Source organism: Mesorhizobium zhangyense (assembly GCF_011045115.1).
Lineage (GTDB): Bacteria > Pseudomonadota > Alphaproteobacteria > Rhizobiales > Rhizobiaceae > Mesorhizobium_M > Mesorhizobium_M zhangyense.
The window spans coordinates 58,951-83,456 of the sequence record NZ_JAAKZG010000018.1 but is presented as its reverse complement, the minus strand read 5'-3'; the positions used below and the strand labels follow the sequence as shown (position 1 = coordinate 83,456).

Genomic DNA, 24,506 nt, shown 5'->3' with positions numbered 1-24,506 from the left:
ACAGAACCCCCGGACTTCCTTGTAGGGAAACGTCGGGCTGAACCTTTTTGCACGATTACCGTCCGCCGAGGCAGCGCAAGGACTCCCGGGCGCGATGCGAGCACACCGAACCTCGGCTGCCCCTTATGCCCCGGAAACAACAATCCCAACGTTAATTCATTTGCATATTTCTTGGAGAATCCGGAACCGACAAACAAGCTCAACTCCATCGCGCCAAGATCATGACGGAAAGCGGCTCGGTGAACTCCAGTGTCTTCACTGCGCCGCCGGGCAGATCTTTTCACTCAGATCGGGCTGTGTTCTAGCTTTTCGAAGCAAGATTGGTGGGGCATGCAGAGCGTGTGGCCCGTTCCGATAATGATCGCATCAAACTCGCGCGCCGCCTTGCGCAAGCTCCCATTAAACATTTTCTTTAGGCCTAAGATAATTGCATTTGCATATGTTTTCGTCTAATACAATATTAATGGCCGAAACGAGCCATATGGATGGAACAGGAAATGGGAGAATGACGATGGGTACGAGTGCCGTTCTCGGCGAGTTGGCCGAGCTGCTTCTTTCAGGCAATGTCGAGGTGGTGGACCTGGCCGCAGTGCTCGGCCCCGAAACGCCTTTGTTGAAGCTACCGCCCGAACTGGCGGTCGACACGCCTAAGATCGAAATCCACGAAATCTCCGCCTATGACAAGAACGGCCCCTGGTGGGCCTGGAACTGGCTGAAGGTCGGCGAACATTCGGGCACGCATTTCGATGCGCCCAAGCACTGGATCACCGGCAAGGATTTTGCCGACGGTGCGACCGACACCATTCCCGCCAAAAATTTCGTCGCACCCGTCAATGTCATCGACTGTTCGAAGGAAGTGGCCGAAAACCACGACTTCCTGCTGACGGCCGAACTCGTGAAAGCCTGGGAGGCCAAGCACGGCGCGATCCGCCCCGGCGAATGGGTTGTAATGCGCACCGACTGGTACAAGCGCAACGGCTCCGAAGCCGATTTTCTCAACGCCAACGAGACCGGCCCGCACACGCCCGGACCGACAGCCGAAGCGATCGAATACATCATCTCGACCGGCGCGATCGGCTGGGGCAGCGAGACGATCGGCACGGATGCAGGCCAGGCCGGTGGGATGGAACCGCCATTCCCGGCGCACAGCCTGATGCACAAGGCCAATCGCTACGGCCTCGCCAGCCTGTGCAATCTCGACCGCCTGCCGCCCAAGGGCGCGATCCTGATCGCCGCTCCCCTGAAGATCAAGAGCGGCACCGGCAGCCCGACGCGCGTTCTCGCCCTTGTCCCCAAGGCCTGAGCGAGGGGCCGCTGCATGGCAGGCGGAGATCGGCTGATGGACCAGAAAGCTGCGGAAAAGAAACCGCGCATATCGACACTGGGCCAGATCGGCCTGCAGCAATTCGCGCCCTATCTGATGAACCGCATCATGGGCCGCTACAACGCCACCTTGCGCGACGATTTGCGCAAGCAGCAGTTGACGGTGGCGCAGGTGCGGGCACTGGCTGTGCTGTCGGTCACCGACGGCGTTACCGTCAACGACCTCGCGGTTTACACTGTGATCGAGCAGTCGACGATGAGCCGGACGCTCGACGCGCTGGAGGCGCAGGGGCTGGTGCGGCGCGAAGCGCCCGAAAATGACAGCCGTGTGCGAAAAGTGTTCCTGACCGATGATGGCCGCGCCGAGTTCAACCGCGCTTGGCCGGCGATGCACGACGCTTTCGAAGCAATGTTCGACGGCATCGACGATGCCGAATACGCGGCTCTGATCGCCACGCTTCAGAAGATGCTGGGCAACATCCGCCTGCACGACATCTGACCTGACCAACCCATGCGTCCGTGATTGCGGGCGCATTTCAAGTGAAGGAGGCTTCCGATGGCTGAACGGTCCTTTGTCAAGGAAGTCGAAAAACTGCGCCTCGGCGCCGGAGAAGAGTTTTCCGGCGAAGGCATCCTCGCCATCACCAAGGCGCTGCTGCAGTGCGGCGTCGGCTATGTCGGCGGCTATCAGGGCGCGCCGATCAGCCATCTGATGGACGTGCTGGCCGATGCGCAGGAAATCCTTGGCGAGCTTGGCGTGCATTTCGAGGCGAGTGCTTCGGAAGCGACCGCGACCGCCATGCTGGCGGCCTCCGTGCATTATCCGATCCGGGGTGCTGCGACCTTCAAATCCACGGTCGGCACCAATGTCGCGTCAGATGCGCTGGCCAACCTCGCCTCGGGTGGCGTGACCGGCGGCGCGCTGATCATCGTCGGCGAGGATTACGGCGAAGGCTCCTCCATCATGCAGGAGCGCAGCCATGCCTTTGCAATGAAGAGCCAGGTCTGGCTGCTCGATCCGCGCCCCAATCTGCCCTCGATCGTCAAGGCGGTGGAGGACGGCTTCGAACTGTCGGAAGTGTCGAACACGCCGGTCATGCTTCTGGTGCGCATTCGCTCATGCCATGTCCACGGCCAGTTCGTCACCAAGGACAACAAGCGCCCGGCCATGACGGTGGCCGAGGCGCTGGACGCGCCGCGCCGCGACACAAACCGCATCGTGCTGCCGCCGGCGTCCTTCAACCACGAGAAGGAAAAGATCGCGAAACGTTGGCCGGCTGCCGTCGATTTTATCCGGTCGCGCAAGATTAACGAGTTCTTTGGGCCGGACGAGGCGAAGGTCGGCATCGTCTTGCAGGGTGGCATGTACAATGCCGTCATCCGCGCGCTGCAGCGCATGGGACTTGCCGACAATTACGGCGAGACGGAAGTGCCGCTCTATGTTCTGAACGCCGTCTACCCGCTGGTCGACGACGAATTCCTGCGCTTCTGCGAGGGCAAGGATAGCGTTCTTGTCATCGAGGAAGGCCAGCCCAATTATATCGAGCAGGCCTTTGGCAATATGCTCCACAAGGCCGGGCGCGGCACCAGGATCGTCGGCAAGGAATTCCTGCCGATGGCCGGTGAGTATACCGGCCAGGTGATGTTCGACGGCATCAGCGCCTTCCTGCGTGACGGCGCCCCACACATCCTGCCGGTGCAGATCCGTGCGCCGAACAAGATCGACAACGCCGACGAGATTTCAGACCTTGCGGCAATCGTTCCCGGCCGTCCCCCCGGCTTCTGTACCGGTTGCCCGGAGCGGCCGATTTTTGCGGCGACCAAGCTTGTAGAGCAGGAGCTGGGGCAGCACCACATCGCCTCCGACATCGGCTGCCATCTGTTCTCGATCATGCCGCCCTTCGAGCTTGGCGCGACGACGATGGGCTACGGCCTCGGGCCGGCTTCGGCCTCGGCCTTCAATTCGCCCGACGCCAAGCGGCGCTCGATCTCCTTCGTCGGCGATGGCGGCTTCTGGCACAACGGCCTGACCTCCTCGATCGGCAACGCCGTGTTCAACAAGAATGACGGCGTCATCGTCATCGTCGACAATTTCTATTCGGCTGCCACCGGGGGACAGGACATTCTGTCATCGCGCGCCAGTAACCGGTCGAAATCGACGAAGCATCCGATCACCGAAGCGGTGAAAGGCATGGGCGTGAAATGGGTACGCCATATCGAGCGCACCTACGACGTCAACAAGATGCGCGATACGCTGCGCGAGGCGCTGACGACGGAGGAGACCGGGCCGAAGGTCATCGTCGCCTCGTCGGAATGCATGCTCAACCGGCAACGCCGCGAAAAGCCGCTGGTCGCCAAGGCGATCAAGGACGGCGAGCGCATCGTGAAGCCGAAATTCGGCGTCGACGAGGACATCTGCACTGGCGATCATGCCTGCATGCGGCTTTCAGGCTGCCCTTCGCTGTCGGTGAAGTCGCTGGACGACCCGCTGCGCGACGATCCCGTCGCCCATATCGACCAGAGTTGCGTTGGCTGCGGCAATTGCGGCGAGGTGGCGGATGCGGCTGTGCTGTGCCCGTCCTTCTACCGCGCCGATGTCGTCCACAATCCTGGCCGATGGGACCGGTTCATGGAGACGATGCGGCGCAGGCTTATCGGCTTTATGCAGAACCGTCGCGAAAGCCGGCGCCTGACATTTGCGGACATTTGATATGGTGGCTCTTTCCTCGACGAAGGCGGCAGTTCCGCAAGACGACAGCATCATAAAACTTGCCGTGCTCGCCGTCGGCGGACAGGGCGGCGGTGTGCTGGCCGACTGGATCACCGACGTTGCCGAGCGCAATGGCTATCTCGCCCAATCGACCTCGGTCGCCGGCGTCGCCCAGCGCACCGGCGCCACGATCTACTATGTCGAAATGTGCCACGATGCGGGCCGCCGGCCGGTCTTTGCACTGTCCCCGGCGCAGGGCGACGTCGACATATTGATTGCTGCCGAACTCATGGAGGCCGGCCGCGCCATCATGCGTGGCTTCGTCACGCCGGACCGCACGACGCTGATTGCTTCCTCGCATCGCATCGCGGCGGTGTCGGAAAAGATCGAACCGGGCGACGGCCGCGCCTCGTCGGAAAAAGTGCGGGCGACCGCAGGGAACGCGTCGAAACGCTTCATCGCCTTCGACATGGAGAAAGTGGCCGCCGATGCCGGCTCGATGATCTCGGCCAGCCTGTTCGGCGCGCTGGCCGGCTCGGGTGCGCTGCCTTTTCCACGCGAAAGCTACGAGGAAACGATCAGCACTTCTGGCCGCGGCGTGAAGGCCAGCCTCGCGGCATTCGCCGGCGGCTATGAGGGCGCGCGAGGCCATGCGAGAGACGTTGGTGCGAAGGCCGAGCCCAGCGGCGCGACACCGGTTTCGCGCAGCGTCAGAGGTCCCGACCGTCTGATGAGGGACTGGCAGGCTTTGCGCGCACGCGTCGAAGTCTATCCCGAAACCGTCCGCGACATGGCCGGGCGCGGCCTGCAAAAGGTGGTCGACTATCAGGATATCGCCTATGGCCGCGAATATCTCGACCGGCTCGACAAGGCAGTGGCCCTGGACAGCGCCGCGCACGAATACGCGCTGGCGGTCGCGGGGGCGAAGCACCTCGCCAACGCCATGTGCTATGATGACATGATCCGCGTCTCCGATCTGAAGACGCGCTCGACGCGCGATGCCCGCGTGCGCCGCGAGGTCGAGGTCAAGAACGGCACCATCCTGCAGGTGACCGAATATTTTCATCCACGCATCGAGGAATTCTGCGGCACCATGCCGGCCAGGCTCGGCCACTACATAGAAAGCCGGCCGAAGCTTGCGGGTTTCCTCGATCGCCGCATCAATCGTGGCCGGCGCATCCGCACCGACAGTTTTACGGGCTTTGCCGCGCTCTGGTTCATCGGCGGCCTGCGCCGCTGGCGCCGCGGCCTGCTGCGCCACAAGGTCGAGATGGAGCATCTGGAGCGCTGGTACAGGCTGGCGCTCGATCATGTTTCCGCCGACTATGCGCTTGCCGTCGAAATCCTCAACTGTCGCCGCCTGATCAAGGGCTACAGTGATACGCATGTTCGCGCCCAGTCGAAATTCGACCGCGTGCTTTCCGGGCTTGATCTGGTGAAGGGACGCGACGATGCCTCCGACTGGATCAGGCGTCTGCGCGAAGCAGCGCTCAAGGACGAGAAAGGCACAATGCTTGATGGCGCGTTGAAAACGGTCGCGTCGTTGCGCTAGACAAGATCATAGCTCAAAATCAATATGCTAGAGCGAGATAGCGATTCAACAAGAAATCATCTCGCTCTGGCAGGCTTGTTGACCGTCCCACGTCAGAGACTTGGCTAAAGGCGCGCCACGCGCCGGTCGAAGTATCCGCCTGCACGAGAAGGCAGAGCCGGCCTCAACGGTCGACGTTGGGCTCCATGCACGCCTTCATCGAAGGCCGATGCATGCCGTCCGTGGTAGCAGCCATGATGCCGGCTATGGCACGGACGGCTTCCTCGATGGCGCCGGCTGAGGTCAGTTTATCCTTGAGGCCAGCGAGAACCCGATCACGATCACGATTTTAGCCTCAACGAGTAGAGAGCCGTATTTCGCATTATTGTGACATCCCCTCCCCGCTGAATAGCGCGGGAGGCTTCTCGCTGCCCTAGGTCGTTTCGATCATCCCTCGGCGGCGATGATCTCGCGCAAAACTTCGCCGAAGCGCCGCACCTCGTCCAGCGTGTTGTAATGCACCAGCGAAGCGCGGATGGCGCCGCTGTCCATGGACAGGTTCAGGCGCTTCATCAGGCGCGGCGCATACATGTGGCCGTCGCGGATGCCGATCTGGCGTTCCGACATCTGCTCGACGACCATCTGCGGCGACAGGTTGGGAATGTTGAAGCAGAAGGTCGGCACGCGCTCGTTGATGCGGGCTTCGTCTGAAACACCGTAGATGATGGCGCCGCAATCCTTCAACTCCTTCAGCATGGCGCGAGCCAGGTCGAGTTCATAGACGCGGATCGCCGCCATTCCGGAGACGATGTTTTCGCGGCGCGAGCGGTTGTTGGCAGGCGCCAGATTGCGGCCGACGAGTTCCAGATACTGCACCGCGGCGTCCATGCCGGCGACGTTCTCGTAAATGAAGGTGCCTGCCTCAACCTTGTGCGGCGGCTCGTTGGGGATGAAATCTTCCTTGAAGGTGGGCAGCCGCTTCAGTGTCTCGAAACGGCCCCACAGGAAGCCCATATGCGGCGAAAAATTCTTGTAGCCGGAGCAGACAAGATAGTCGCAATCCCAGGCCTGCACGTCGATCAGGCTGTGTGGGCCGTAATGCACGCAGTCGAGGAACACCTCGGCGCCTACTGCATGGGCAATCTTCGCCACCGAGGCGACATCGACGATGGAGCCGATCGAATGCGCCGTCACCGTGCAGGCGACGAGGCGCGTGTTCTCCGACACCAACGGCTTCAGATCGTCGGTGTGCAGATTGCCGTCCTCGCGCATGCGCCACCATTTGAAGGTGGCGCCGAGGGGTTCCAGCGCCAGCCAGGTGGCGATGTTGGCGTCGTGGTCCATGTCGGTGATGATGATCTCGTTGCGTTCCGAGAGCATCTGGCCGACGCCGAGGCTGACCAGGCGGATGAAGGACGTGGCGTTCATGCCGAAGCAGATCTCGGCCGGATCGTAGGCGTTGACCAGCAGTGCCACGCTTTCACGCGCGTCGGCGACGGTCTTGTCGACGGCGATGCTACGGCCATAGCGGCCGCCGCGCTGGACATTGTGGCTGACCAGATGGTTGGTGACGGCGTCGAGCACGCTTTGCGGGATCTGCGCGCCAGCGGCATTATCCAGGAAGATGAAGTCGCCGGCCTGCTGCAGCGCCGGGAACATCGCGCGGATGGTTTCGACCGGAAATTTTTCGGCGGCGCCTTCCACCTTCGGGGTCAGATGCTGGTTCACGGTCGTCTCCTTCGTTTCATCTAGTTCGTGTGGGTTTTATGGCGCGTCAGTGCGCGCCGAGTTGTCTCTTGCTGCGCTCTTCGAGGTAAGCGACCAGCCGCACCAGCGGCCAAAGGATGGCAAGGTAGATGATGGCAGCGCCGATCAGCGGCGTCGGATTGGCCATCAGGGCCTGCGCGTCGGTCGCCTGTTTCAGCAAATCCGGCATGGCCACGACGGAGGCCAGCGCGGTGTCCTTGAACACCGACACGCAATTGCTGGTCAGCGGCGGAATGACGACGCGGATCGCCTGCGGCAGGATCACCTTGCGCAGTGCGGTCCAGAACGGCAGGCCGAGGGCCTCCGCCGCCTCGAACTGGCCTTTCGGGATATTCTCGATGCCGGCGCGACAGACTTCGGCCGTAAACGCGGCGAGTACCATGGACAGCGCCAGCGCCGCCGAAGTGAAAGACGACAATCTGATGCCGACGAATGGTAGCGCATAATAGATCAGGATCAGCACGACCAGAATCGGCAGCGCGCGGAAAATGTCGATATAGGCGGTGGCGAGACGCCGAAGCGGCTTCGGCGCGTAGAGGCGCATCAGGCAGATCGCCAGTCCGGCCAACATGCCGAAGGCAATGGCCGCACAGCCGAGCATGATGGTGTTGCCAAGCCCGCGCAGCAGGATCGGAAACGACCGCACAAGCACTTGCCAGTTGAAGAACGTATCGATCAGTTCCATGGGCGAGGCCTTGTTGGAGCCGGTCTGTGGCCACTATGGGAAGGTGTGGAGGCGAGGTGCCGGACCGCGATGGACGGGCCCGGCACCGCTTGTGTTTATTGAGCTTGCGGGATTTCACTCGGCTTGACCGTCGACGTCCCGGCTTCCGGATTGACGCCGAACCACTTCTTGTGGATTACGGCAAGCGTACCGTCCGTCTTCATCTCGGTGATGGCGCTGTTGACCTTTTCCAGCATCGGATGGCCCTTTTTCGTCATCATGGCGAAGCGTTCGCCGGTCGGAATGCGGACGAGGACTTTCAGCGCCGGCATCTTCTGGATGGCGAACTGGAAGCCGGCCAGCTCGCCGGCGCCGCCATCGATGCGGCCGTTCTGGACTTCGAGCAACAGATCCTGCTGGGCGTTGTAGCTCTTCACTTCGGCAACGCCGAGCTTTTCAGCATTTTCCTTCATGTAGGCGTCGCCGGTCGAGCCGGCGATCACGCCAATGGTCTTGCCCTTGAGGTCGTCGAGCGAGGTGAGCGTGGAGTCGGCCTTGCCGACGATGGTGCCGTCGCTGTCGTAATAGGGTTGCGTGAAGGCCTGGTTCTGCAGGCGTTCATTGGTGATCGAGATCGACGATACGGCGAAGTCGATGCGGCCCGAAGCGGTCGCCGCAAACAACGCCTGGAAGCCGAGATCCTGGAACTCGACATCCGCGCCGATGCGCTTGGCGACATCGGCGGCAACATCGATTTCGAAGCCCTCGAAACTGCCGGAATCGGTCTTGTATTCCCATGGCGGGTTCGCCGGATAGGCCCCCACCACGATCTTGTCGGCAAAGGCAGGCGCGGCGAAGCCGACACTTGCGGCGATCATGATGCTAATCAGTCCCAGACGTTTCAACATGCTCTCTCCCTTTGGTTCAGTTTTCGTTGCGGGCCTTTTTGTCTTCATCCCCTCGCTCCCACGGCTGAAGGCGAGGCGATACCTGCCGTCACGAAGCGCGGCGCTCCTCCCGGCCGATAAGGTTTTGCAGCTTGGCGATCAGCGCATCGATGGACGCGTCGTCGGTGACCGGACCCGGCGACAGCCTGAGCGTGGAACCGCGCGCGTCGCAGTAGAGTTGCTCGGCGCGCAGCCTCGCCACCACCGCGACAGGGTCAATGCCGGCCGGCAAGATTAGCATGACGCTGCCACCGCGTTGCGTGGCGTCGAGCGGCGAGCGGACAGCCCACCCGTTTTCCAGCGCGTGGCCGATGATTTTCTCGCTCATGGCGACATTACGGGCGGCAACGGTGTCGATGCCGGTTTGCATGACCCAGTCGAGTCCAGGCTGGGAAGCGACGCTGGCCAGAATGGCCGGCGTGCCATGATCAAAACGGCGCGCATCGGAAGCAAAGGCGAAGCGGTCGAGGCCCCACGAAAACGGATTTTCCTGGCTGAACCAGCCGCGCAGTTCCGGCTGGCAAGCTTTCAGTAGGTCGGGCGCGACTTGCAGAATGCCGGCACCCGATGCACCGCACAGCCATTTCAGAGAACTCGAGACGACAAAATCAACGGGTGTTGCGGAAACGGAAAAGGGCGCCACCCCGACGCCTTGGGTGATATCGACTCCGACCAGCGAGCCCATCTTTCGGCCATGGGCGGCAAGCCGCGCCACATCGCAGCGATGCGAAGCGGTGGAGGTGACGAAGGTCAGCAATGCGAGGCCTACATCGTCCTGCCAGTGGGCCAGGAAATCCTCGTCGCGGACCCAGCTTTCGCCGGGGCGAAGCGGCACGGTGTCGAGGGTGTAGCCGAAGCGGTCAGCGAGACCGGCAAGCAGGAAATGCAAGCTCGGAAAGCAATCGCCGGCCACCAGCAGGCGCTTTCCGGCCAGCCGCTCGCGCGGCAAGCCGCCGATCAGGCTGTAAAGCGCCGCCGTCACATTTTCGGCTGCGGTAAGAGAATTCTTCGGCGCGTCGATCAACCGGCTCCAGGCGTCGATGAAGCGTTGACGCGCAGCGAGTGCCGCCGGCCACTGGCCATCGTCTTCAGCCGACCATATCGCGGAAAATTCGGACAGTGCCGAAGCCATGCGCTTGGCCTTGCCCGGAAATGTTCCGATCGAATGATAGAGAAAATAACCTGACATTCCATGTTCCCGGTTTTGTGATCATGTGATCACAAAACTCCGCAGGGATCAACTGGGATGGGTAAGAATAGGCAGGAGTTTTGCAGGAAAGCGGTTGCCATAGCGCAACCTTCGGAATGGCCTGGAAAAGCCTTTGCGCTTAGAGCTCGCCGTTTGCCTGCGAGGGCGTGTCAGCTCTTGCCGAATGTGGCAAAATTGACCTGCCTGGCCTCGGGAACATCCGGGCAGAGCGTGCGCAGCGTCTCCTGCGTGGTCTTTATGTCGGCAACCACTTCGTCGCGTGCGCGTGCGAAATCGCGATCCTTCAGCGCCGCGATGATGACGGTGTGCCGCCCCGACGGCTCCATCGTGCCGGCACGCATGGAAGGTGCGACATGGTTGGAAAGCAGGCGCATATAGGGTCCGAAACGCAGCCACAGCGTCTCGATCAACTGGAACAGCACCTCGGAGCCGGAGGCGCGGTAAATGATGAAATGGAACTGCTGGTTCTTGGAAATCAGCTCATAGATACTGTCGTTGCGCCCGATCGCCTGCTGCTCGGCAGTGATCTGCTGCAGGGCGGCAATGTCAGTGGCACTCAGCCGCGGCGCGCCGAGTTCCGCTGCCAGCCCTTCGACGGCGACACGAGCCCGACACAGATCGTCGAGCCGCGCGCGGGTGACTTTAGGCACGCAGGCTGACCCATTCTGCGAAATCTCCAGCGCGTTTTCGGCGGCAAGCCGGCGCAGAGCCTCGCGCACCGGCATGTTCGAGGTTCCGAAGGCCTCGGCCAGCGACGCGATGGTGAGCGTCTGCGCGGGATCGAAACTGCCTATCATCAAGGCGTGGCGAAGCTGCTGATAAACGCCGTCCTGGACGGTGGTGCGGCCTGAAACCGGTTCAAATCCCAAACTCAAAATCGGCCTCGCTTCCCTCGCCGCTCCGAATATGAGAAATCGAAGCATATTGCTCCGCCAACCGAGACGGCGTGATCACCTGATCACAAATCGGAACAATCGCCAAGCCATTGTTTGAGCGGTTGTTTTTGTCGATGGAGGCGCTTCAGCACCCTCGCCTGCGACGACACCTTCTCCCACAACGGGGGCGGTTGGGCAATGGTTTTGGCGTTGCGTAGGAATGGCTTTGCCGATGTCACTTTAACCGCTGTCCGAGCGTGCGGAGGGGTTCTGCCTTGCCAATTGATTTCAGGCCGATGCGTTGCCAGCTCAGCGGGCGATACGTCATTAAAGCAAGTCGCCAGGATACTCCGCCCGTCATGGCGCAGTCGACAGAGGAAATTGCCTCCTCACGAACGCCCCTCCTCTCCAAGATCGAAGTAAAGGCCCGCCATCATGACAAGTCCTTCGCGCACGATCGCGACAGGCAGATGCTCGTTGGCGGCGTGCTGCAGGCAGCCCGGATAGGAATGCGGGATCCAGATCGTCGGCAGGCCGAGAAGATCGGAGAAGATGTTGTTCGGTAGCGATCCGCCCAGATTGGGAAGGATCGCCGGTTTTTGTCCGAGCGTCGTTTCGATTGAGGCGGCAACACGGCGAACCCACGGATGATCGGGATCAAGCCGGCTTGCTAAAAAAATCGCGTCGGTCGGATCGTTGACCACGACGCGATCAAAGCCGGCCTCTTTCAGGGCATTCCTCACGGCTGGCACGATAGTCTTGACATCGACACCGACCGGAAAGCGCAGCTGGACGCGAGCGCGCGAGCGCGGCGGAATCGCGTAGAGCGGCTGGGCCAGGTTGCCGCACTCCATCTCCATGACTTCGAATGAGCTCCAGGCGAATACCTTTTCTTCGGAGGTCAGGCCGGGTTCGCCCCACCACTCGTCGATCTGCGGGTCGCCCTGTGTGGGTGTGATCTTTATGTCCTTGAGGGCCGTCCGGACATTGGCGGGGATGGTGCCCGGCGTCATTTCCGGCACTCTTATCTCACCCATGCGGCCAACGAGCGCCGCGATGGCGTGGCAAAGCTCGATACCCGGATTGGACAGCAAACCGCCCCAGTTTCCGGAATGCTGGAAGCTTTCGCGCGCCTGGATTTCCAGATTGAACGAAATGCCCCCGCGTGCGCCGAGAAAGATTGTCGGTCTGTCGAGCGCCAGTCTTGGCCCGTCGGAGGCGATGAAGACGTCGGCCGCGAGCTCACGCTTATGCGTTGCGCAAAACATCTCAAGCCCGAGTGAGCCAGACTCTTCTCCCATCTCGATCAGATATTTGAGATTGAAACCGAGCGAGCCGCGCTCGGTAATTGCGGCTTCGATCGCGGCCATGTTGATGGAGTGCTGGCCCTTGTTGTCGGCCGTCCCACGGCCGTACCAGTTGCCGTTCCTCTCCGTCATCGCGAAAGGCAGAAGACCTTCGGCCCATTGATCTTCCAGGCCGGCAACCACATCGCCATGGCCGTACTGGAGCACGGTCGTCAACCCGGCGCCCTCAATCCGTTCGGCCAGGAGAAATGGTCCCGGCGCCAGGTCGTTCTCGAAAATTCGGGTGACAAAGCCCATCCGCTCGAAATGCGGCTGCAAATTCTCGGTGATATAGCGGCCAAGATCAGCCTTGTGCTCAGGCAGACGGCTGGCCGAGGGAATGGCCACGCGGCTGGCAAGTATCGCCTTGAAAGAACCGTCGTCGAGATAGCCGACGGCCCGGTTTATCACGGCGTTACGCGCGCGGACTGCGGATGCATCCATCATTCATACCGATATGCTTTGAAGTTAAAGGCTGTCATGCGTGCTGTGCCGCCCCTTTCTTATCAGCGATAGATGGCATCTGGGTCAGATCCGGTTCGAAATGGCAGCGAAACATCCCGCCCTTTTCGGTACGTCGTTTCGGTGGCGCTTCGGCCCGGCAAAGATTTTTGACGAACGGGCAGCGGCTGCTGAAACGGCAACCTTGAGGCGGTGATGCCGGGCTTGGCAGCTCGCCCATGATCGGGTGCAACGATCTGTCGTCCACGTCCATGTTTGGCGCAGCATCGATCAGCATGCGCGTATAGGGATGGCGTGGGTTGACGAAGAGTTCCTCGCAAGCAGCCTCTTCGACCAGTTCGCCGAGATACATCACGCCGATACGATCGGCCATGATCCGCACCACCGGCAGATTATGCGTGATGAACAGGCTGGTCAGATTGAGGTTCTTTTGCAGATCGCGCAGTAGATTGAGGATCTGCGCCTGAACCGAAACGTCGAGCGCGCTGGTGGGCTCGTCGAGTATCAGGAACTCAGGCTCGCCCGCGAGCGCTCTTGCGATGCAGATGCGCTGGCGCTGGCCGCCGGAAAACTCCTGCGGATATTTTTCGCCATCGGCGCTTGAGAGACCGACGAGGTTGAGCAGTTCATCGACGCGGGCGCGGATCGCCGCACGGCCTTTGCGCAGTTTGTGAACGACGATCGGTTCAGCGATTGCATCGGCGATTTTCCAGCGCCCATTGAGCGAGCTGAATGGGTCCTGGAAGATCATCTGCAAGCGGGGCGGATGGCCAGGCAGCGCAACGGAGCGAAAGTTGATGCTGCCGCTGGTCGGCTTGATCAACCCTGAAACCAGTCTGGCCAGCGTCGACTTCCCGCATCCGCTTTCACCGACCAGACCGACGGTCTCGCCATGGCGAATGACAAGGCTGACATTGGAAACGGCGCGGGTGTCGGACGAAGGCCCGCCTCTCAGTCTTTCCAGCATACCCTGCTGGCCGTGATAAACCTTGCTGACCTCGTCGAGAACGAGGATGTCCGGGGCCTTCTTCATTGAACAAGGCTCCTTTCCAAGGGATGAAAGCACGCAAATGCCGACAAATCCTGTTGCGTCAAAGGTGGGACGATCGTGCGGCAGTCATCTTGCGCTTTCGGGCAGCGCGGATTGAAGCCGCAGCCATTTGGAAGCGCACCGAGACCCGGCATGGCGCCCGCGATGGGATTGAGCTGGATTTCGCCGGCGGCTGTGAGCGCCGGCGTCGCGCGGATCAAGCCTTCAGTGTAGGGATGGCGCGGTCTGGTGAAGAGCTCCTTGACCGGGCTGATCTCTGCGACACGGCCCGCGTAAAAGACAGCCACCGTGTCGGCCATCTTCGCAATGACGCCAAGATCGTGCGTGATCAAGAGCATGCTGGTTCCGCTTTCCCGGTGCAGATCACGCAGCAGTTGCAGGATATGCGCCTGAACCGATACGTCGAGTGCGGTGGTCGGCTCATCGGCGATCAGCAGAACCGGATCCGCGCAGAGTGCGAGCGCGATCACGACGCGCTGACGCATGCCGCCCGAAAGCTGATGCGGATAGCGATCAAGGGTCAGGTCCGGGTTGGGAAGACCGACACGGTCGAGCCAGTCGATGGCCTTGCGCCTGGCCTGATCCCGGCCAAGGCGCAAATGCGTGCGGATCGTATCGATCAATTGCCTGCCGATGGTGATCACCGGGTTGAGTGATGTCATCGGGTCCTGGAAGACGAAGCCGATACGACCGCCGCGTACGGAACGCAGGGCACGGGGGCTGAGAGTGTCCAGCCGCTCTCCCGCGAGCGTAATGATGCCGCTGGTGCGCCGCAGCGGCGGCACCAGAAGATTGATAATCGCAGCACCGGTGATCGACTTTCCAGCTCCGGATTCACCGACGATGCCGAGCACTTCACCAGGCTTGATCGAAAACGATACATTGTCGAGCGCCATGATCTGCCGATCCTGACGGCTCAACGTGACGGTAAGGTCCTTGACCTCGAGAAGCGGCATGCTCATGAGCGCAGCCTCAGGCGTGGATTGTAGATGTCCCTCAAATGATCCCCCAGAACGTTCACCGCGACGACGAAGAAGACGAGGATCAGGCATGGCCAGATCGATATCCACCATTCACCGGATTGCAGGAAATTGTTGCCGTTGCGGATGAGCGTGCCGAGCGAGGGCGATGTGATCGGGATGCCGATGCCGAGGAAGCTCAGGGTCGCTTCGGTGATGATGGCGATGCCGAGATTGATGGTGGCGATCACCAGCACCGGCGCCATGACGTTGGGTAGGATATGCAGGAAGATGATGCCTATATTGCTGCGCCCGGTGATCCTGGCCGCGGAGACATAATCCTGGTCCCGCTCGATCATCACTGACGAACGGATCGTGCGGGCATATTGAACCCAGAAGGCGATACCGATCGAGACGACGACGATCGTAATGGCCGTTCCGGCGCTGCGCTCGTTGCCAAGAACGGCACGCGACGCGCCATCGATGATCATGGCAAGCAGCAGGGCCGGATAAGCAAGCTGGACGTCGGCAAATCGCATGATCAGCGCATCGATCCGGCCGCCGACGAAACCGGCGACGAGGCCAAGCGTGCCGCCAACGACCAGTCCGATCAAGACCGACAGCATGCCGACGATGATCGAGGTTCGCAGGCCGTAGGCCATTGCGGTCAGCAAGTTGCGTCCTTGATCGTCCGCGCCCAGCGGGAAATCCGGGTTGGCGTCGGCCATCCAGAACGGAGGCGTGAACGCGTCGAGCACCGACATGCCGCTCAGCTCGAACGGATTGACCGCAAACATCGGCACGATCACGGCGTAAAGCGCGAGCGCAAGAATTACCAATGCCGAGAATGTCGGACCCGGTGCATTGCGCATTGCCCTGAAGAACGAACTGCGAAATGTGCGCGGCGCGGCTGCGGACGGAAGCGTCACATTGCTCATCACTTCCTCCTTAGAACGCGCGGATCGATCAGCGGATAGCTGAGTTCGACCGCAAGGTTGATGATCATGAAGACGGCGCCGACAAAGATCAGGTAGATCGCGATCACCGGGATATCGGCGGCCTGGATCGATTGCAGGAACAGCGAGCCGAGTCCCGGCCAGGCGAAGACATTTTCGGTGACGACGGAAAACGCGATGATGTTACCGAGTTGCAGTCCCAACATGGTGATCACGGGCAGAAGCGTATTCTTCACCGCGTAGTGGAACCAGATCGTGGTTTCCGGAACGCCGCGGGCACGGGCGAAGCGGATATGCTCGCTTTGTCCGACCTCCATCAGCTGGGTGCGCAGCATGCGTATGATGAAAGTGATCTGGAAGGTTGAGAGCGTGATCGCCGGCAGGATTATCGCCTGCCATCCGGATACCGTCAGCAGGCCGGTCGACCAGAAACCGAGACTGACCGTCTCGCCACGGCCGAATGACGGCAGGATGGCCAGCTGCACGGAAAAGACTGCGATCAGCGCGATGCCGACAACGAAATTCGGCAGCGTGATACCGGTGATCGAAAACAGCATGATACCGCGAGAAATTGGAGACTTCGGATTGACGCCGCAGAAGATACCTGCCGGGATGCCGACAAAAATCGTGAAGATCAGGCTGACGAAGGCCAATTCCACAGTTGCCGGAAGTCTCTCCACAATCAGCTTCGCGACCGGTTCCTGAGTCCGGTACGAGGTGCCCAGATCGCCCTGAAGGAAATTGGTCAGGAAGCTTGCGAAGCGGCTCAACATGGGCTGCTCGAGACCGAGCTGCTTGATCAGGGCAGCGCGCTCGGCAACCGTCGCATCGGCGCTCAGAAGCGCGGACAATGGATCGCCAAGGTTTGCCACCAGCAGGAAGGCGATGAAGCTGATGATCAAAAGAACGATGATCGTCTGCCCGATGCGGGAGGCAGTGTATGTCAACATTGGTTTATCTCAGCAGCAGCGATTGCCGAGGCTGTGAAGAAACGCGACGCAGCGCTCCAGCTCGGCGATCTCGACGGATTCGTCGGGCTGATGGGCATCGGCTATATCGCCGGGACCGATCACGACGGAAGGTACTCCGGCATTCTGGAAAATGCCCGCTTCGGTTCCATACGATACATAGCGAGGCGCGGTGCGGCCCAGACACTTGAGCAACTCCGCATCAAGCGCGTCGTCGCCATTGGGTTTCAGGCCCGGAATGCGGGCCTGAACCTCGAAGACGATGCCCGTTTCCGGATCGACCGCCTTCATTGCCGGCTCAAGCACGTCTTTGGCAAATCGCTCCATTCGAGCCAGCACGTCCAGATCGCTTTCGCCTGGAATGATGCGCATTTCCCAAAAGAAATCGCAGGCCTCGGCGACGATGTTGCCGTGCAGGCCACCCTTGATCTGGTTGACCTGGATCGTCGAATAGGGCGGGTCGAGGCCTTCAAATTGGGGACCGGATCGCATTTCGGCGCGAATCCTGTTGATCTCGGCAATCAGATCACCTGCGACCATCACCGCATTGACGTAGCGATCGGGTTGCGACGAGTGGCCGGGCTTGCCCTTGATGCGAACCCAACCGATCAGGCCACCCTTGTGCGCGGATATCATGTCCATGCTGGTTGCCTCGCCGATGACGGCGAGACTGGGCTTCATATGGCTTTGTCCTATCCAGTCAGCCATTGCTCCAACACCGGTACAGCCGACTTCCTCGTCATAAGAGAAGGCGAGGTGAACCGGGGCCTTGAGCGGCCTTGATGAAAGCTCCGGCAAGGCAGTGAGGCAACAAGCCAGAAAGCCTTTCATGTCGGTGGCGCCACGCCCGATCAGCCGGCCGTTGTTGTTTCGCAGCGTCCAGGGATCGCCTGTCCAGGATTGGCCCTGTGTCGGGACAACGTCGGTGTGACCGCTGAACACGACGCCGCCTTTGACTTCGGGGCCGACCGTGACCAGCAGATTCGCCTTATCGCCTTCCGCGTTCGGAAATCGCTTGAAGCGGGCTCCGAAAGGAGCGGCCTCGCGCTCGACATAGTCAAGGAGATCGAGGTTCGAAACTGCGCTGATCGTCGGAAAGGCAATCAGGTCCGCAAGGTGCCGCGTGACGTCATTCGCAATGGTCATTGCTTTACCGTGAAGTAGCGCAGCGGGTAGCCGAGATCAGCGGGTTGCACGACAGTGATGCTGTCCTTCACGCCCCACAGTTGCTTCAACTGGTGGATTGGAATGAAGCCGACATCTTCCTTGATGATCTTCATCGCCTGCTCGATCATCGCGGTACGCTTTTCCTGATCCGTTTCCTTGCCGCTTTCGGCAATCAGCTTGTCGACTTCCGGATTCGAATAACCGCCGATGTTGAAGGAGCCCAGACCATTGGCTGGATCGCGGGTCGCCACGATCGAGGTCAGGAAGATGTGCGCGTCATATGTGAAAGGTGAATAGCCCAGCAGCGCCAAGCTCGTGTTGTATTCCGGCGGGTTGACCTGCTTTGCCCACTGACCCGTTGTCTGCGCACGCGGCTCGACCTTGATGCCGATCTTGCCCAGCGAGGCTGCGATCGCAAGGCAGGTGGCCTCGTCATTCATGAAGCGGTCGTTGGTACAGTCGAGCGTGACCGAAAAGCCTTTTTCATAGCCGGCTTCAGCCATCAAAGCCTTGGCTTTATCGACATCTGCTGCAACCGGCTCGCCTATGGCCGCATCGAAACCCGTCACCTCGCGGCCGATGGGCAGACCGACCGGGGTCGAGAAATTGCGCATGATACGTTTTTGAATGGCGCTGGTGTCGATCGAAAGCTGCATTGCCTGGCGCACACGCAGATCCTTGAACGGGTTCTTGTCCTTCTCGCTGCCGAAGATCAGATTGTCGCGAGCCACATCCGGCTGCAGATAGATGGTGCGTAGATCGGAACCCGCCTCGACATGTAGGCCGTCGGCATCATCGACGCGCTGTGCATCCTGCGGCGGCACGCCATCAATCATGTCGACTTCGCCGGACAGCAACGCCGAAACGCGGGTCGAGGGATTGGGTATGACGAAGAAGGTTGCGGTTTCGACGTTGCCGACCTTCTTGTCCCACCAGCCGGTATTCGTTTCGAAGACGGTCTTCACACCCGGGTCGCGGTTCTTGATGATGTAAGGGCCGGTGCCGTTGGCGTTGCGGTTGGCAAAGGTCTCGGTGTTGTTGTTGGCGCTGCCGGGCTGAACGGCGCCATTGGCTTCAGCCCACTCCTTGTCCATCATGAACCAGTTGACGATCTGGTTCGGCAAGACCGGGTTGGGGGCGGACGTTTTCAGCAGGACCTTGTGATCATCGACTTTTTCAGCCGAGACGATCGATGCAATGTTCGACTTGATGCCACCGGCCTTGCTGCGGGTCAGCGAGAAGATCACGTCATCGGCAGTGAAGTCGTCTCCATTCTGGAACTTCACACCCTCGCGCAAGGTGAATTCCCACGTCGTGTCGTCCCGCTGCTTCCAGGAGGTCGCAAGAGCCGGCTCCAGCTCAAGCTTGTCGTTGCGGCGAACCAGCGGCTCATAGACATTGCTCAGAACGGCAAATATCAGCGTATTCGAAACTGCATGAGGATCGAGCGTGTAGGCATCGAGCGGGCCGGCAAATTTAAAGTCCGCAGCGTTTGCGTAGACACCCGGAATGGCGGTCGCAACGAAGCCGGCAACAGCCAGCTTGCGCAAAAGCCTCGCTGTGATCGAGGCCGAAGCCTGCAGTTCTCCAAGAGAATATCCAGATAGTATCTTCAGCCAAGAATAGTTGGACGCAACCGTGACGCCTTGTCGTGTCATTAGACCTTCTCCGAGCTTCGTGTTCCCATTTTTGTGGCCGCCTAGTGTCCAGGCTTAATGGCAGCATAGGCAAAAAAATCTGCATGACAATATCTTTTGATCAAATGAGCACTTTTCTGATGACCATCTGCTATTTTTGTGTAAGCTACTGATTTTTAATGCGTGTTTCTGCGAGGATTGATATGGGCATCGATATGATGGGGCGGTCTTTCCAGTCCGGACTGCCCAGCACTTCGGTCCATGGTCCATTCTTGAGGGCATGCAGATGGCTGCGTCCTGAGAAAGGATTTCGGCGGCTGCCGGAACATACAATCCGTACGGACGCTGCCTCTTCTTCACTGCGATGCTAGGCTGGATGAAGGGGGAATATGCTCATGAATGAGGCCGGGTTTTTCAAAGTGTCCTCGCGCGTCACCGTGCAAGACGGCGTCTATGAACAATTACGGCACGCACTGATGTGGGGGAAATTCGAGCCTTCACAAGTGATGACGATCTCTTCGCTCGCAGCTGAGTTCAAAACAAGCCACATGCCGGTTCGCGAGGCGCTTCGTCGACTGGTTGCCGAGAATGGCCTGGAGATCGCTCGCAACGGCTCGGCGCAAGTGCCCGCAGTATCGCGTGGGCGCCTCGATGATCTTTCCCGTGCGCGCTCGTCCCTCGAAGGACTTGCGACCGAACTGGCAACGCCTCTGATGACGGCAACCGACATCGATCGCAGTCTCGGGCTTGCCAAGGAGCATGAGGCGCTTGGCAGGGCAGGCAAGGTCTACGACATGCTCCGCAAGAATCAGGAATTCCACTTTTCGATCTATGAGAAATCCGCCTCGGAAATCCTGCCTCAGATGATTGAGGTATTATGGCTGCGCTTCGGCCCTTACATGCGGATTTTGTCGGACCTGATCAAGCAACAGCTGGATGACGGCGTGATCCCCTCATATTCAACCTATCACTACGACATGATCGAAGCGTTTCGCGCTGGCAAAGCACAAAGCGCCGGCAGACTGATGGTGCGGGACATCGAGGTGACACAGAAGCTGCTGCAGGACATATGCGCCGATTGGAACATCGGCGTGAGATGACGCCAACTTTGAATGCCTGATTTCCGAGTCCGCTGCGTGGACGACTTCGCATGGCGTCATCGCAACTCACCAGACGGAAATTTGAACGGCAGTTTACTCGCGACTTGTGATCAGAGAAAATCAAAGGGTTGGACCGCCTAGAATCGATCCGGTGCGCTGGCGGAACCTCTTTGCCGGCTTATTTTTATATCGCCCGTCGCAAATATTGCCGTTTCCCTGCTCCGCTACCAGATACCGCTCGGCCAGCCGCACCCATTGCTTCAACGGTCAGGTTCTCATCATTGAACTCGTAGTTCGGATTGTGCAGCAGGGCTGAATTCGGTGGCACTTGCCAGCCAACAACCAAAAAGCCGCCCCGATGTCTAGATCGGGACGGCGATTGATTTATGCTGGAAGTGGTTGCGGGGGCTCGCAACTACCGAAAGCGACATTCGCTCCAGATCGCCGTTTGAGACGACGTGTGCATTTGTCGAAATCGAACGCGCTTGAAGATCTCCGAGGATCAAACGCGCTTCGCCTGTCGCTGGTCCGCACGAACAGGCATCACCGCGTGAATTCACCGATCGGCGGATGTGAACTCCATCGTGTAAACAGTGCCAGCGATACCGTTTGCCAGGGTCGAAGCGAGTTCCAAAGGTACGCAACTTTCTACTGCCTTGGTTGCAGCATCGACAAATGTCTTTCGGTCCTGCTCACTACCTTGGACATTGATGGCGGTAGTTTTCGGTGGACCGATCAGGCTACCGTCACGTTTGAAGCTGAAGCTGAAACGAAAGCGGCTGGGAGCCAGCTTTCGTCGAACTCACCAGCCCCAACACCCAATGCTGCGAGGAGGACAACGCGCCGGGTGGCGCAAGATAATCCGATCAACGGGCGCCCGTCGTGGGAGCGCATTTGAATGCCTGGATCGGCTTCGAGAAGCCCTTCAAGTGCAATGGCTTGGTAGCAACGAACAATTCGGCGTCCGAAAATTCACGCAATACGCCCTCGGAGACGAGGATTTCACCACCGGACGACGCGTCGCATAACCTGGCTGCCATCTGTACAGATGAGCCAAACAGATCATTGCTGTCTTCAACAGGCTCTCCGCAGTCCAGTCCAATCCGCACGTTGATGGGTTCCGGATTGCCTGCGTTGTAGAGTTGGAAGCCATGCTGGACGTCGATGGCACACTCGACAGCTTTCGAGACTGAAGTGAAGGAAGCCATTATGCCGTCTCCAGTGTGCTTCACTTCCCGACCGCCAAATTTGCTCAGACAACGATGCACGACCGAGTCGTGAGCTCGAACGAGCTCCGTCGCCAACCGATCGCCCAGGCGCTCCGTCATGCTGGTGGATCCGACGATGTCGGTGAACATTATTGCCCGAAGGGCTGAGCCAAGGTCCGATTTCGAAGGTGCAGGGGATGCTTCGGCATCGTAAACCCGCCCAAGAAATGCCTCAACGGCCGAAATGGGAACCTCGATGATCTCGCTGGGCACGAGCCCGTGTGCGTCCCTGTGGACACAGTGAACCGCGTTCTTATCCGGTGCATCTACAAGGCAGAACGTCGTTCCGCGCTGGCCATCAAACCAATAGGTCAGAAACTTCACGCCATAACTGTCTTGAATTTCCAGATCCTTGCGGTGTGCATCAGCAACATCGCTCGCGGAAGCGCCAACCAACTCGTGCCGATCCATAAAGATTGGCATTCCCAACTCCGATTCATATCTATAAACAATGCAAAGGTAATTTAAGCCCAATCTGCGTCACGCGCAAATAACATAAGCAATAAACGTCAGATAATCTAATAACAATTGGTACAATAGATCATAGCCTTCGCGCTTTCCTTTCATACTCAAATAGTACCTATTCTCCACACAATTAGCATTCTTCGCTTTCTGCTGGTTGCGAGAGGGAGGGTTCCGGGCACAGCTTCCCCTTACCCCATCGGGTGACGGCTCATCACTTCATCCGCCTCACCTAATCGCGATACCGGTCGATAATGGGCTCTGGCCAACGCTAGCACTGTGTCAGCGGAGGCTCGGCGCCACCCGCTCCACCCCCCGCGCAAGTACGTCGAGCCTCTTGATTAGCGCGCGCCATTCCTTCTACGTCATATATGACGCCTGTTCTCAATTTTTCCGCTGCGAGACTGCTCCGGCATGAAACTCCTCGCGATGAGGCGCGGCGGTTTTCTCGATATCAACCTTGGGAAGACAAACACAGTTTTTGCCGGTGACACGATAGAGGCCCAACCGATAAATCAGCGCGTCTTTCCATTATGTGGCAATGTCCTAAATTGGCGAGAAAGCAAGCAAGACAGGCATCTAGGGCAACATCATGCTGGAACAGAAATTACTCGCCTTGAATGGTGATTTTGCCGGCGATTTCACAGCTCCCCAACTTGTTGAGGATTCGGCTGCCGCGATCTACATGACGGATGCTCAGGGGCGGATTACCTATTTCAACGAGGCCGCCGCCGCACTTTGGGCGCATCGCCCCGAAATCGGAATGAGCGAATGGTGTGGCTCGTGGCGTCTGCGCTACCCGGACGGACGGCCGATGCCCCATGCCGAATGTCCAATGGCGATTGCCGTCAAACAAGGCCGAGCGCTCAAGGGAGAAGCCATTGCCGAAAGGCCAGACGGAAGTCTCGTTCCGTTTCTGGCGTTTCCTTCCCCAATTCGCGACGAAGAAGGCAAGATAGTCGGCGCGATCAACATTCTGGTCGACATTACCGATCACAAGACAGCCGAGGAAGTAACCCACCGGCTGGCCGCGATCGTGGAATCTTCCGATGATGCCATCCTCAGCAAAAGCCTCACCGGGGTGATTGCAAGCTGGAACCGCGGTGCCGAGGAGCTTTTCGGCTATACGGCTGACGAAGCCATCGGCAAGCACATAGGTTTCCTTATTCCGGCCGACCGGAAGGCAGAAGAGGACGTGATCCTCGGACGTATCCGAGCCGGCGAGCGCGTGGACCATTTCGACACCATCAGGCAGCATAAGAATGGTACGCTCATCAACATATCGTTGACCGTCTCCCCGGTGAGAAATGCGGCCGGCATGGTCATCGGAGCATCCAAGATTGCGAGAAACATCACCGATCGGAAGGAGAGCGAAAATCGCATCCGGATGTTGATGCGCGAAGTCAATCATCGAGTGAAAAACCAGTTCGCCGTGATTTTATCCATGATTAGAGAGACGCGGAAACGCGCCACATCTACCGAAGATTTCGAGGCCCAGATCAGAGAACGCATCATGGCGCTGGCCAGTTCTCACGATCTTCTGGTTGACGGCGATTGGCGCGGAGCCGACCTGAGCCAACTCATCACCAAGCAAGTCCAACCATTTGCAAATGATGAGCGGGTTTCTGCCCGTGGCAATGCGCTGATGCTCGGTGCGACCGCCGTCCAGTATCTGGGCATTGCCTTCCATGAACTTGCGACAAACTCGGTCAAATATGGTGCGCTTTCGACGCCCGGCGGACGGATCGACATAGAGTGGAGAACTGCGGAAGCAAACCCGTCGCATATTTGCTTGACGTGGAAGGAGAGCGGCGGTCCAGTTGCGCATGAGCCAGACCGCAAGGGTTTCGGAAGAGTGGTTCTTGAAAGAGTTGCCCCTGCGGCCGTGAACGGGGTCGGCAGTGTCGCTTTTGCCCCGGATGGTCTCATTTGGACGTTGGAAGCACCTATAGACAGCCTGACCTGACACCCCACCTCCCTAGACTAGCGTCTAACGAGCCGTTGCGACTGCGCGATCCACGCCGATCAAACTCCGCGCGTTTCCGTCGGAGTGGGCGGCGCAGAATTAACGCCCGGAAGCTGCATTGGCCGGCGCAATGGGTT

At 59.5% G+C, this 24,506-nt stretch carries 20 protein-coding genes; 6 read left to right on the top strand and 14 right to left on the bottom strand.

Annotation, left to right across the window (positions count from 1 at the left end):
- Nucleotides 1–511: 511 nt before the first annotated feature.
- From G6N74_RS27105 to G6N74_RS27090, 4 genes are read left to right on the top strand one after another with little or no spacing between them, the layout of a single operon-like run.
- Nucleotides 512–1,303, top strand: coding sequence for a cyclase family protein (locus G6N74_RS27105; protein ID WP_165121114.1), 792 nt, complete (start codon nt 512–514; stop codon nt 1,301–1,303).
- 36 nt (nt 1,304–1,339) lie between these two features.
- Nucleotides 1,340–1,822 (top strand): MarR family winged helix-turn-helix transcriptional regulator, encoded by a 483-nt coding sequence (locus tag G6N74_RS27100; protein WP_165121100.1) that lies wholly within the window; start codon nt 1,340–1,342, stop codon nt 1,820–1,822.
- 57 nt (nt 1,823–1,879) lie between these two features.
- Entirely contained in the window at nt 1,880–4,033 is a 2,154-nt protein-coding gene (locus tag G6N74_RS27095; RefSeq protein ID WP_165121099.1) for a thiamine pyrophosphate-dependent enzyme, read from the top strand.
- Nucleotide 4,034: 1 nt separating this feature from the next.
- Complete coding sequence (locus tag G6N74_RS27090; RefSeq protein WP_165121098.1) at nt 4,035–5,585, top strand: indolepyruvate oxidoreductase subunit beta family protein; 1,551 nt, start codon at nt 4,035–4,037, stop codon at nt 5,583–5,585.
- A 426-nt stretch (nt 5,586–6,011) separates the two neighbouring features.
- Here the strand turns inward: G6N74_RS27090 and G6N74_RS27085 are convergent, their stop codons facing one another.
- The 12 genes from G6N74_RS27085 to G6N74_RS27030 all read right to left on the bottom strand — a co-directional run bounded on the left by G6N74_RS27085 (nt 6,012) and on the right by G6N74_RS27030 (nt 19,594).
- Entirely contained in the window at nt 6,012–7,292 is a 1,281-nt protein-coding gene (locus G6N74_RS27085; protein ID WP_165121097.1) for a cysteine desulfurase-like protein, read from the bottom strand.
- 46 nt (nt 7,293–7,338) lie between these two features.
- Nucleotides 7,339–8,016: an amino acid ABC transporter permease gene (locus G6N74_RS27080; RefSeq protein ID WP_165121096.1), complete on the bottom strand. Its 678-nt coding sequence runs from the start codon at nt 8,014–8,016 to the stop codon at nt 7,339–7,341.
- Between the two features lie 95 nt (nt 8,017–8,111).
- Entirely contained in the window at nt 8,112–8,903 is a 792-nt protein-coding gene (locus G6N74_RS27075) for an ABC transporter substrate-binding protein (protein ID WP_165121095.1), read from the bottom strand.
- Between the two features lie 88 nt (nt 8,904–8,991).
- Complete coding sequence (locus G6N74_RS27070; RefSeq protein WP_165121094.1) at nt 8,992–10,131, bottom strand: aminotransferase class V-fold PLP-dependent enzyme; 1,140 nt, start codon at nt 10,129–10,131, stop codon at nt 8,992–8,994.
- Between the two features lie 170 nt (nt 10,132–10,301).
- A complete protein-coding gene (locus G6N74_RS27065) occupies nt 10,302–11,027 on the bottom strand; it encodes a GntR family transcriptional regulator (protein WP_205826883.1) in 726 nt (241 codons plus the stop codon).
- A 389-nt stretch (nt 11,028–11,416) separates the two neighbouring features.
- Nucleotides 11,417–12,820 (bottom strand): M20 family metallopeptidase, encoded by a 1,404-nt coding sequence (locus tag G6N74_RS27060; RefSeq protein WP_376767762.1) that lies wholly within the window; start codon nt 12,818–12,820, stop codon nt 11,417–11,419.
- Nucleotides 12,821–12,851: 31 nt separating this feature from the next.
- Complete coding sequence (locus G6N74_RS27055; protein ID WP_165121092.1) at nt 12,852–13,868, bottom strand: ABC transporter ATP-binding protein; 1,017 nt, start codon at nt 13,866–13,868, stop codon at nt 12,852–12,854.
- Nucleotides 13,865–14,848, bottom strand: coding sequence for an ABC transporter ATP-binding protein (locus G6N74_RS27050; protein ID WP_165121091.1), 984 nt, complete (start codon nt 14,846–14,848; stop codon nt 13,865–13,867). The genes G6N74_RS27055 and G6N74_RS27050 overlap by 4 nt, the downstream gene beginning before the upstream one ends.
- Nucleotides 14,845–15,783, bottom strand: coding sequence for an ABC transporter permease (locus G6N74_RS27045; protein WP_165121090.1), 939 nt, complete (start codon nt 15,781–15,783; stop codon nt 14,845–14,847). The genes G6N74_RS27050 and G6N74_RS27045 overlap by 4 nt, the downstream gene beginning before the upstream one ends.
- Nucleotides 15,783–16,751 carry an ABC transporter permease gene (locus tag G6N74_RS27040; RefSeq protein WP_165121089.1) on the bottom strand — a complete coding sequence of 323 codons (969 nt, stop codon included), beginning with the start codon at nt 16,749–16,751 and terminating at the stop codon, nt 15,783–15,785. The genes G6N74_RS27045 and G6N74_RS27040 overlap by 1 nt, the downstream gene beginning before the upstream one ends.
- Before the next feature lie 9 nt (nt 16,752–16,760).
- On the bottom strand, nt 16,761–17,915 hold the full coding sequence (gene argE / locus G6N74_RS27035; protein WP_165121088.1) for an acetylornithine deacetylase: 1,155 nt from the start codon (nt 17,913–17,915) through the stop codon (nt 16,761–16,763).
- Complete coding sequence (locus G6N74_RS27030; RefSeq protein WP_165121087.1) at nt 17,912–19,594, bottom strand: ABC transporter substrate-binding protein; 1,683 nt, start codon at nt 19,592–19,594, stop codon at nt 17,912–17,914. Before G6N74_RS27030 ends, argE begins: the two co-directional genes overlap by 4 nt.
- Before the next feature lie 374 nt (nt 19,595–19,968).
- Between G6N74_RS27030 and G6N74_RS27025 the strand changes: the two genes are divergently transcribed.
- On the top strand, nt 19,969–20,673 hold the full coding sequence (locus G6N74_RS27025) for a GntR family transcriptional regulator (protein WP_165121086.1): 705 nt from the start codon (nt 19,969–19,971) through the stop codon (nt 20,671–20,673).
- Between the two features lie 556 nt (nt 20,674–21,229).
- Here the strand turns inward: G6N74_RS27025 and G6N74_RS31675 are convergent.
- Both G6N74_RS31675 and G6N74_RS27020 read right to left on the bottom strand, forming a co-directional pair.
- Nucleotides 21,230–21,463 (bottom strand): UCP034077 family protein, encoded by a 234-nt coding sequence (locus G6N74_RS31675; RefSeq protein ID WP_512698585.1) that lies wholly within the window; start codon nt 21,461–21,463, stop codon nt 21,230–21,232.
- Nucleotides 21,464–21,539: 76 nt separating this feature from the next.
- Nucleotides 21,540–22,364, bottom strand: a complete 825-nt coding sequence (locus G6N74_RS27020) for a nickel-binding protein (protein WP_165121085.1) — start codon at nt 22,362–22,364, stop codon at nt 21,540–21,542.
- A 631-nt stretch (nt 22,365–22,995) separates the two neighbouring features.
- On the opposite strand from G6N74_RS27020, the gene G6N74_RS27015 reads away from it, so the two are divergent.
- Nucleotides 22,996–24,369 carry a PAS domain-containing HWE histidine kinase family protein gene (locus tag G6N74_RS27015; protein ID WP_165121084.1) on the top strand — a complete coding sequence of 458 codons (1,374 nt, stop codon included), beginning with the start codon at nt 22,996–22,998 and terminating at the stop codon, nt 24,367–24,369.
- Nucleotides 24,370–24,506: the final 137 nt, after the last annotated feature.

Excerpts from the sequence above, each read along its gene's own strand:
- G6N74_RS27105 (WP_165121114.1), top strand. The coding sequence starts at position 512 with ATGGGTACGAGTGCCGTTCTCGGCGAGTTGGCCGAGCTGCTTCTTTCA.
- G6N74_RS27100 (WP_165121100.1), top strand. The coding sequence starts at position 1,340 with ATGGACCAGAAAGCTGCGGAAAAGAAACCGCGCATATCGACACTGGGC.
- G6N74_RS27095 (WP_165121099.1), top strand. The coding sequence starts at position 1,880 with ATGGCTGAACGGTCCTTTGTCAAGGAAGTCGAAAAACTGCGCCTCGGC.
- G6N74_RS27090 (WP_165121098.1), top strand. The coding sequence starts at position 4,035 with ATGGTGGCTCTTTCCTCGACGAAGGCGGCAGTTCCGCAAGACGACAGC.
- G6N74_RS27080 (WP_165121096.1), bottom strand. The coding sequence starts at position 8,016 with ATGGAACTGATCGATACGTTCTTCAACTGGCAAGTGCTTGTGCGGTCG.
- G6N74_RS27075 (WP_165121095.1), bottom strand. The coding sequence starts at position 8,903 with ATGTTGAAACGTCTGGGACTGATTAGCATCATGATCGCCGCAAGTGTC.
- G6N74_RS27070 (WP_165121094.1), bottom strand. The coding sequence starts at position 10,131 with ATGTCAGGTTATTTTCTCTATCATTCGATCGGAACATTTCCGGGCAAG.
- G6N74_RS27060 (WP_376767762.1), bottom strand. The coding sequence starts at position 12,820 with ATGATGGATGCATCCGCAGTCCGCGCGCGTAACGCCGTGATAAACCGG.
- G6N74_RS27055 (WP_165121092.1), bottom strand. The coding sequence starts at position 13,868 with ATGAAGAAGGCCCCGGACATCCTCGTTCTCGACGAGGTCAGCAAGGTT.
- G6N74_RS27050 (WP_165121091.1), bottom strand. The coding sequence starts at position 14,848 with ATGAGCATGCCGCTTCTCGAGGTCAAGGACCTTACCGTCACGTTGAGC.
- G6N74_RS27045 (WP_165121090.1), bottom strand. The coding sequence starts at position 15,783 with ATGAGCAATGTGACGCTTCCGTCCGCAGCCGCGCCGCGCACATTTCGC.
- G6N74_RS27040 (WP_165121089.1), bottom strand. The coding sequence starts at position 16,751 with ATGTTGACATACACTGCCTCCCGCATCGGGCAGACGATCATCGTTCTT.
- argE (WP_165121088.1), bottom strand. The coding sequence starts at position 17,915 with ATGACCATTGCGAATGACGTCACGCGGCACCTTGCGGACCTGATTGCC.
- G6N74_RS27030 (WP_165121087.1), bottom strand. The coding sequence starts at position 19,594 with ATGACACGACAAGGCGTCACGGTTGCGTCCAACTATTCTTGGCTGAAG.
- G6N74_RS27025 (WP_165121086.1), top strand. The coding sequence starts at position 19,969 with ATGAATGAGGCCGGGTTTTTCAAAGTGTCCTCGCGCGTCACCGTGCAA.
- G6N74_RS27020 (WP_165121085.1), bottom strand. The coding sequence starts at position 22,364 with ATGCCAATCTTTATGGATCGGCACGAGTTGGTTGGCGCTTCCGCGAGC.
- G6N74_RS27015 (WP_165121084.1), top strand. The coding sequence starts at position 22,996 with ATGCTGGAACAGAAATTACTCGCCTTGAATGGTGATTTTGCCGGCGAT.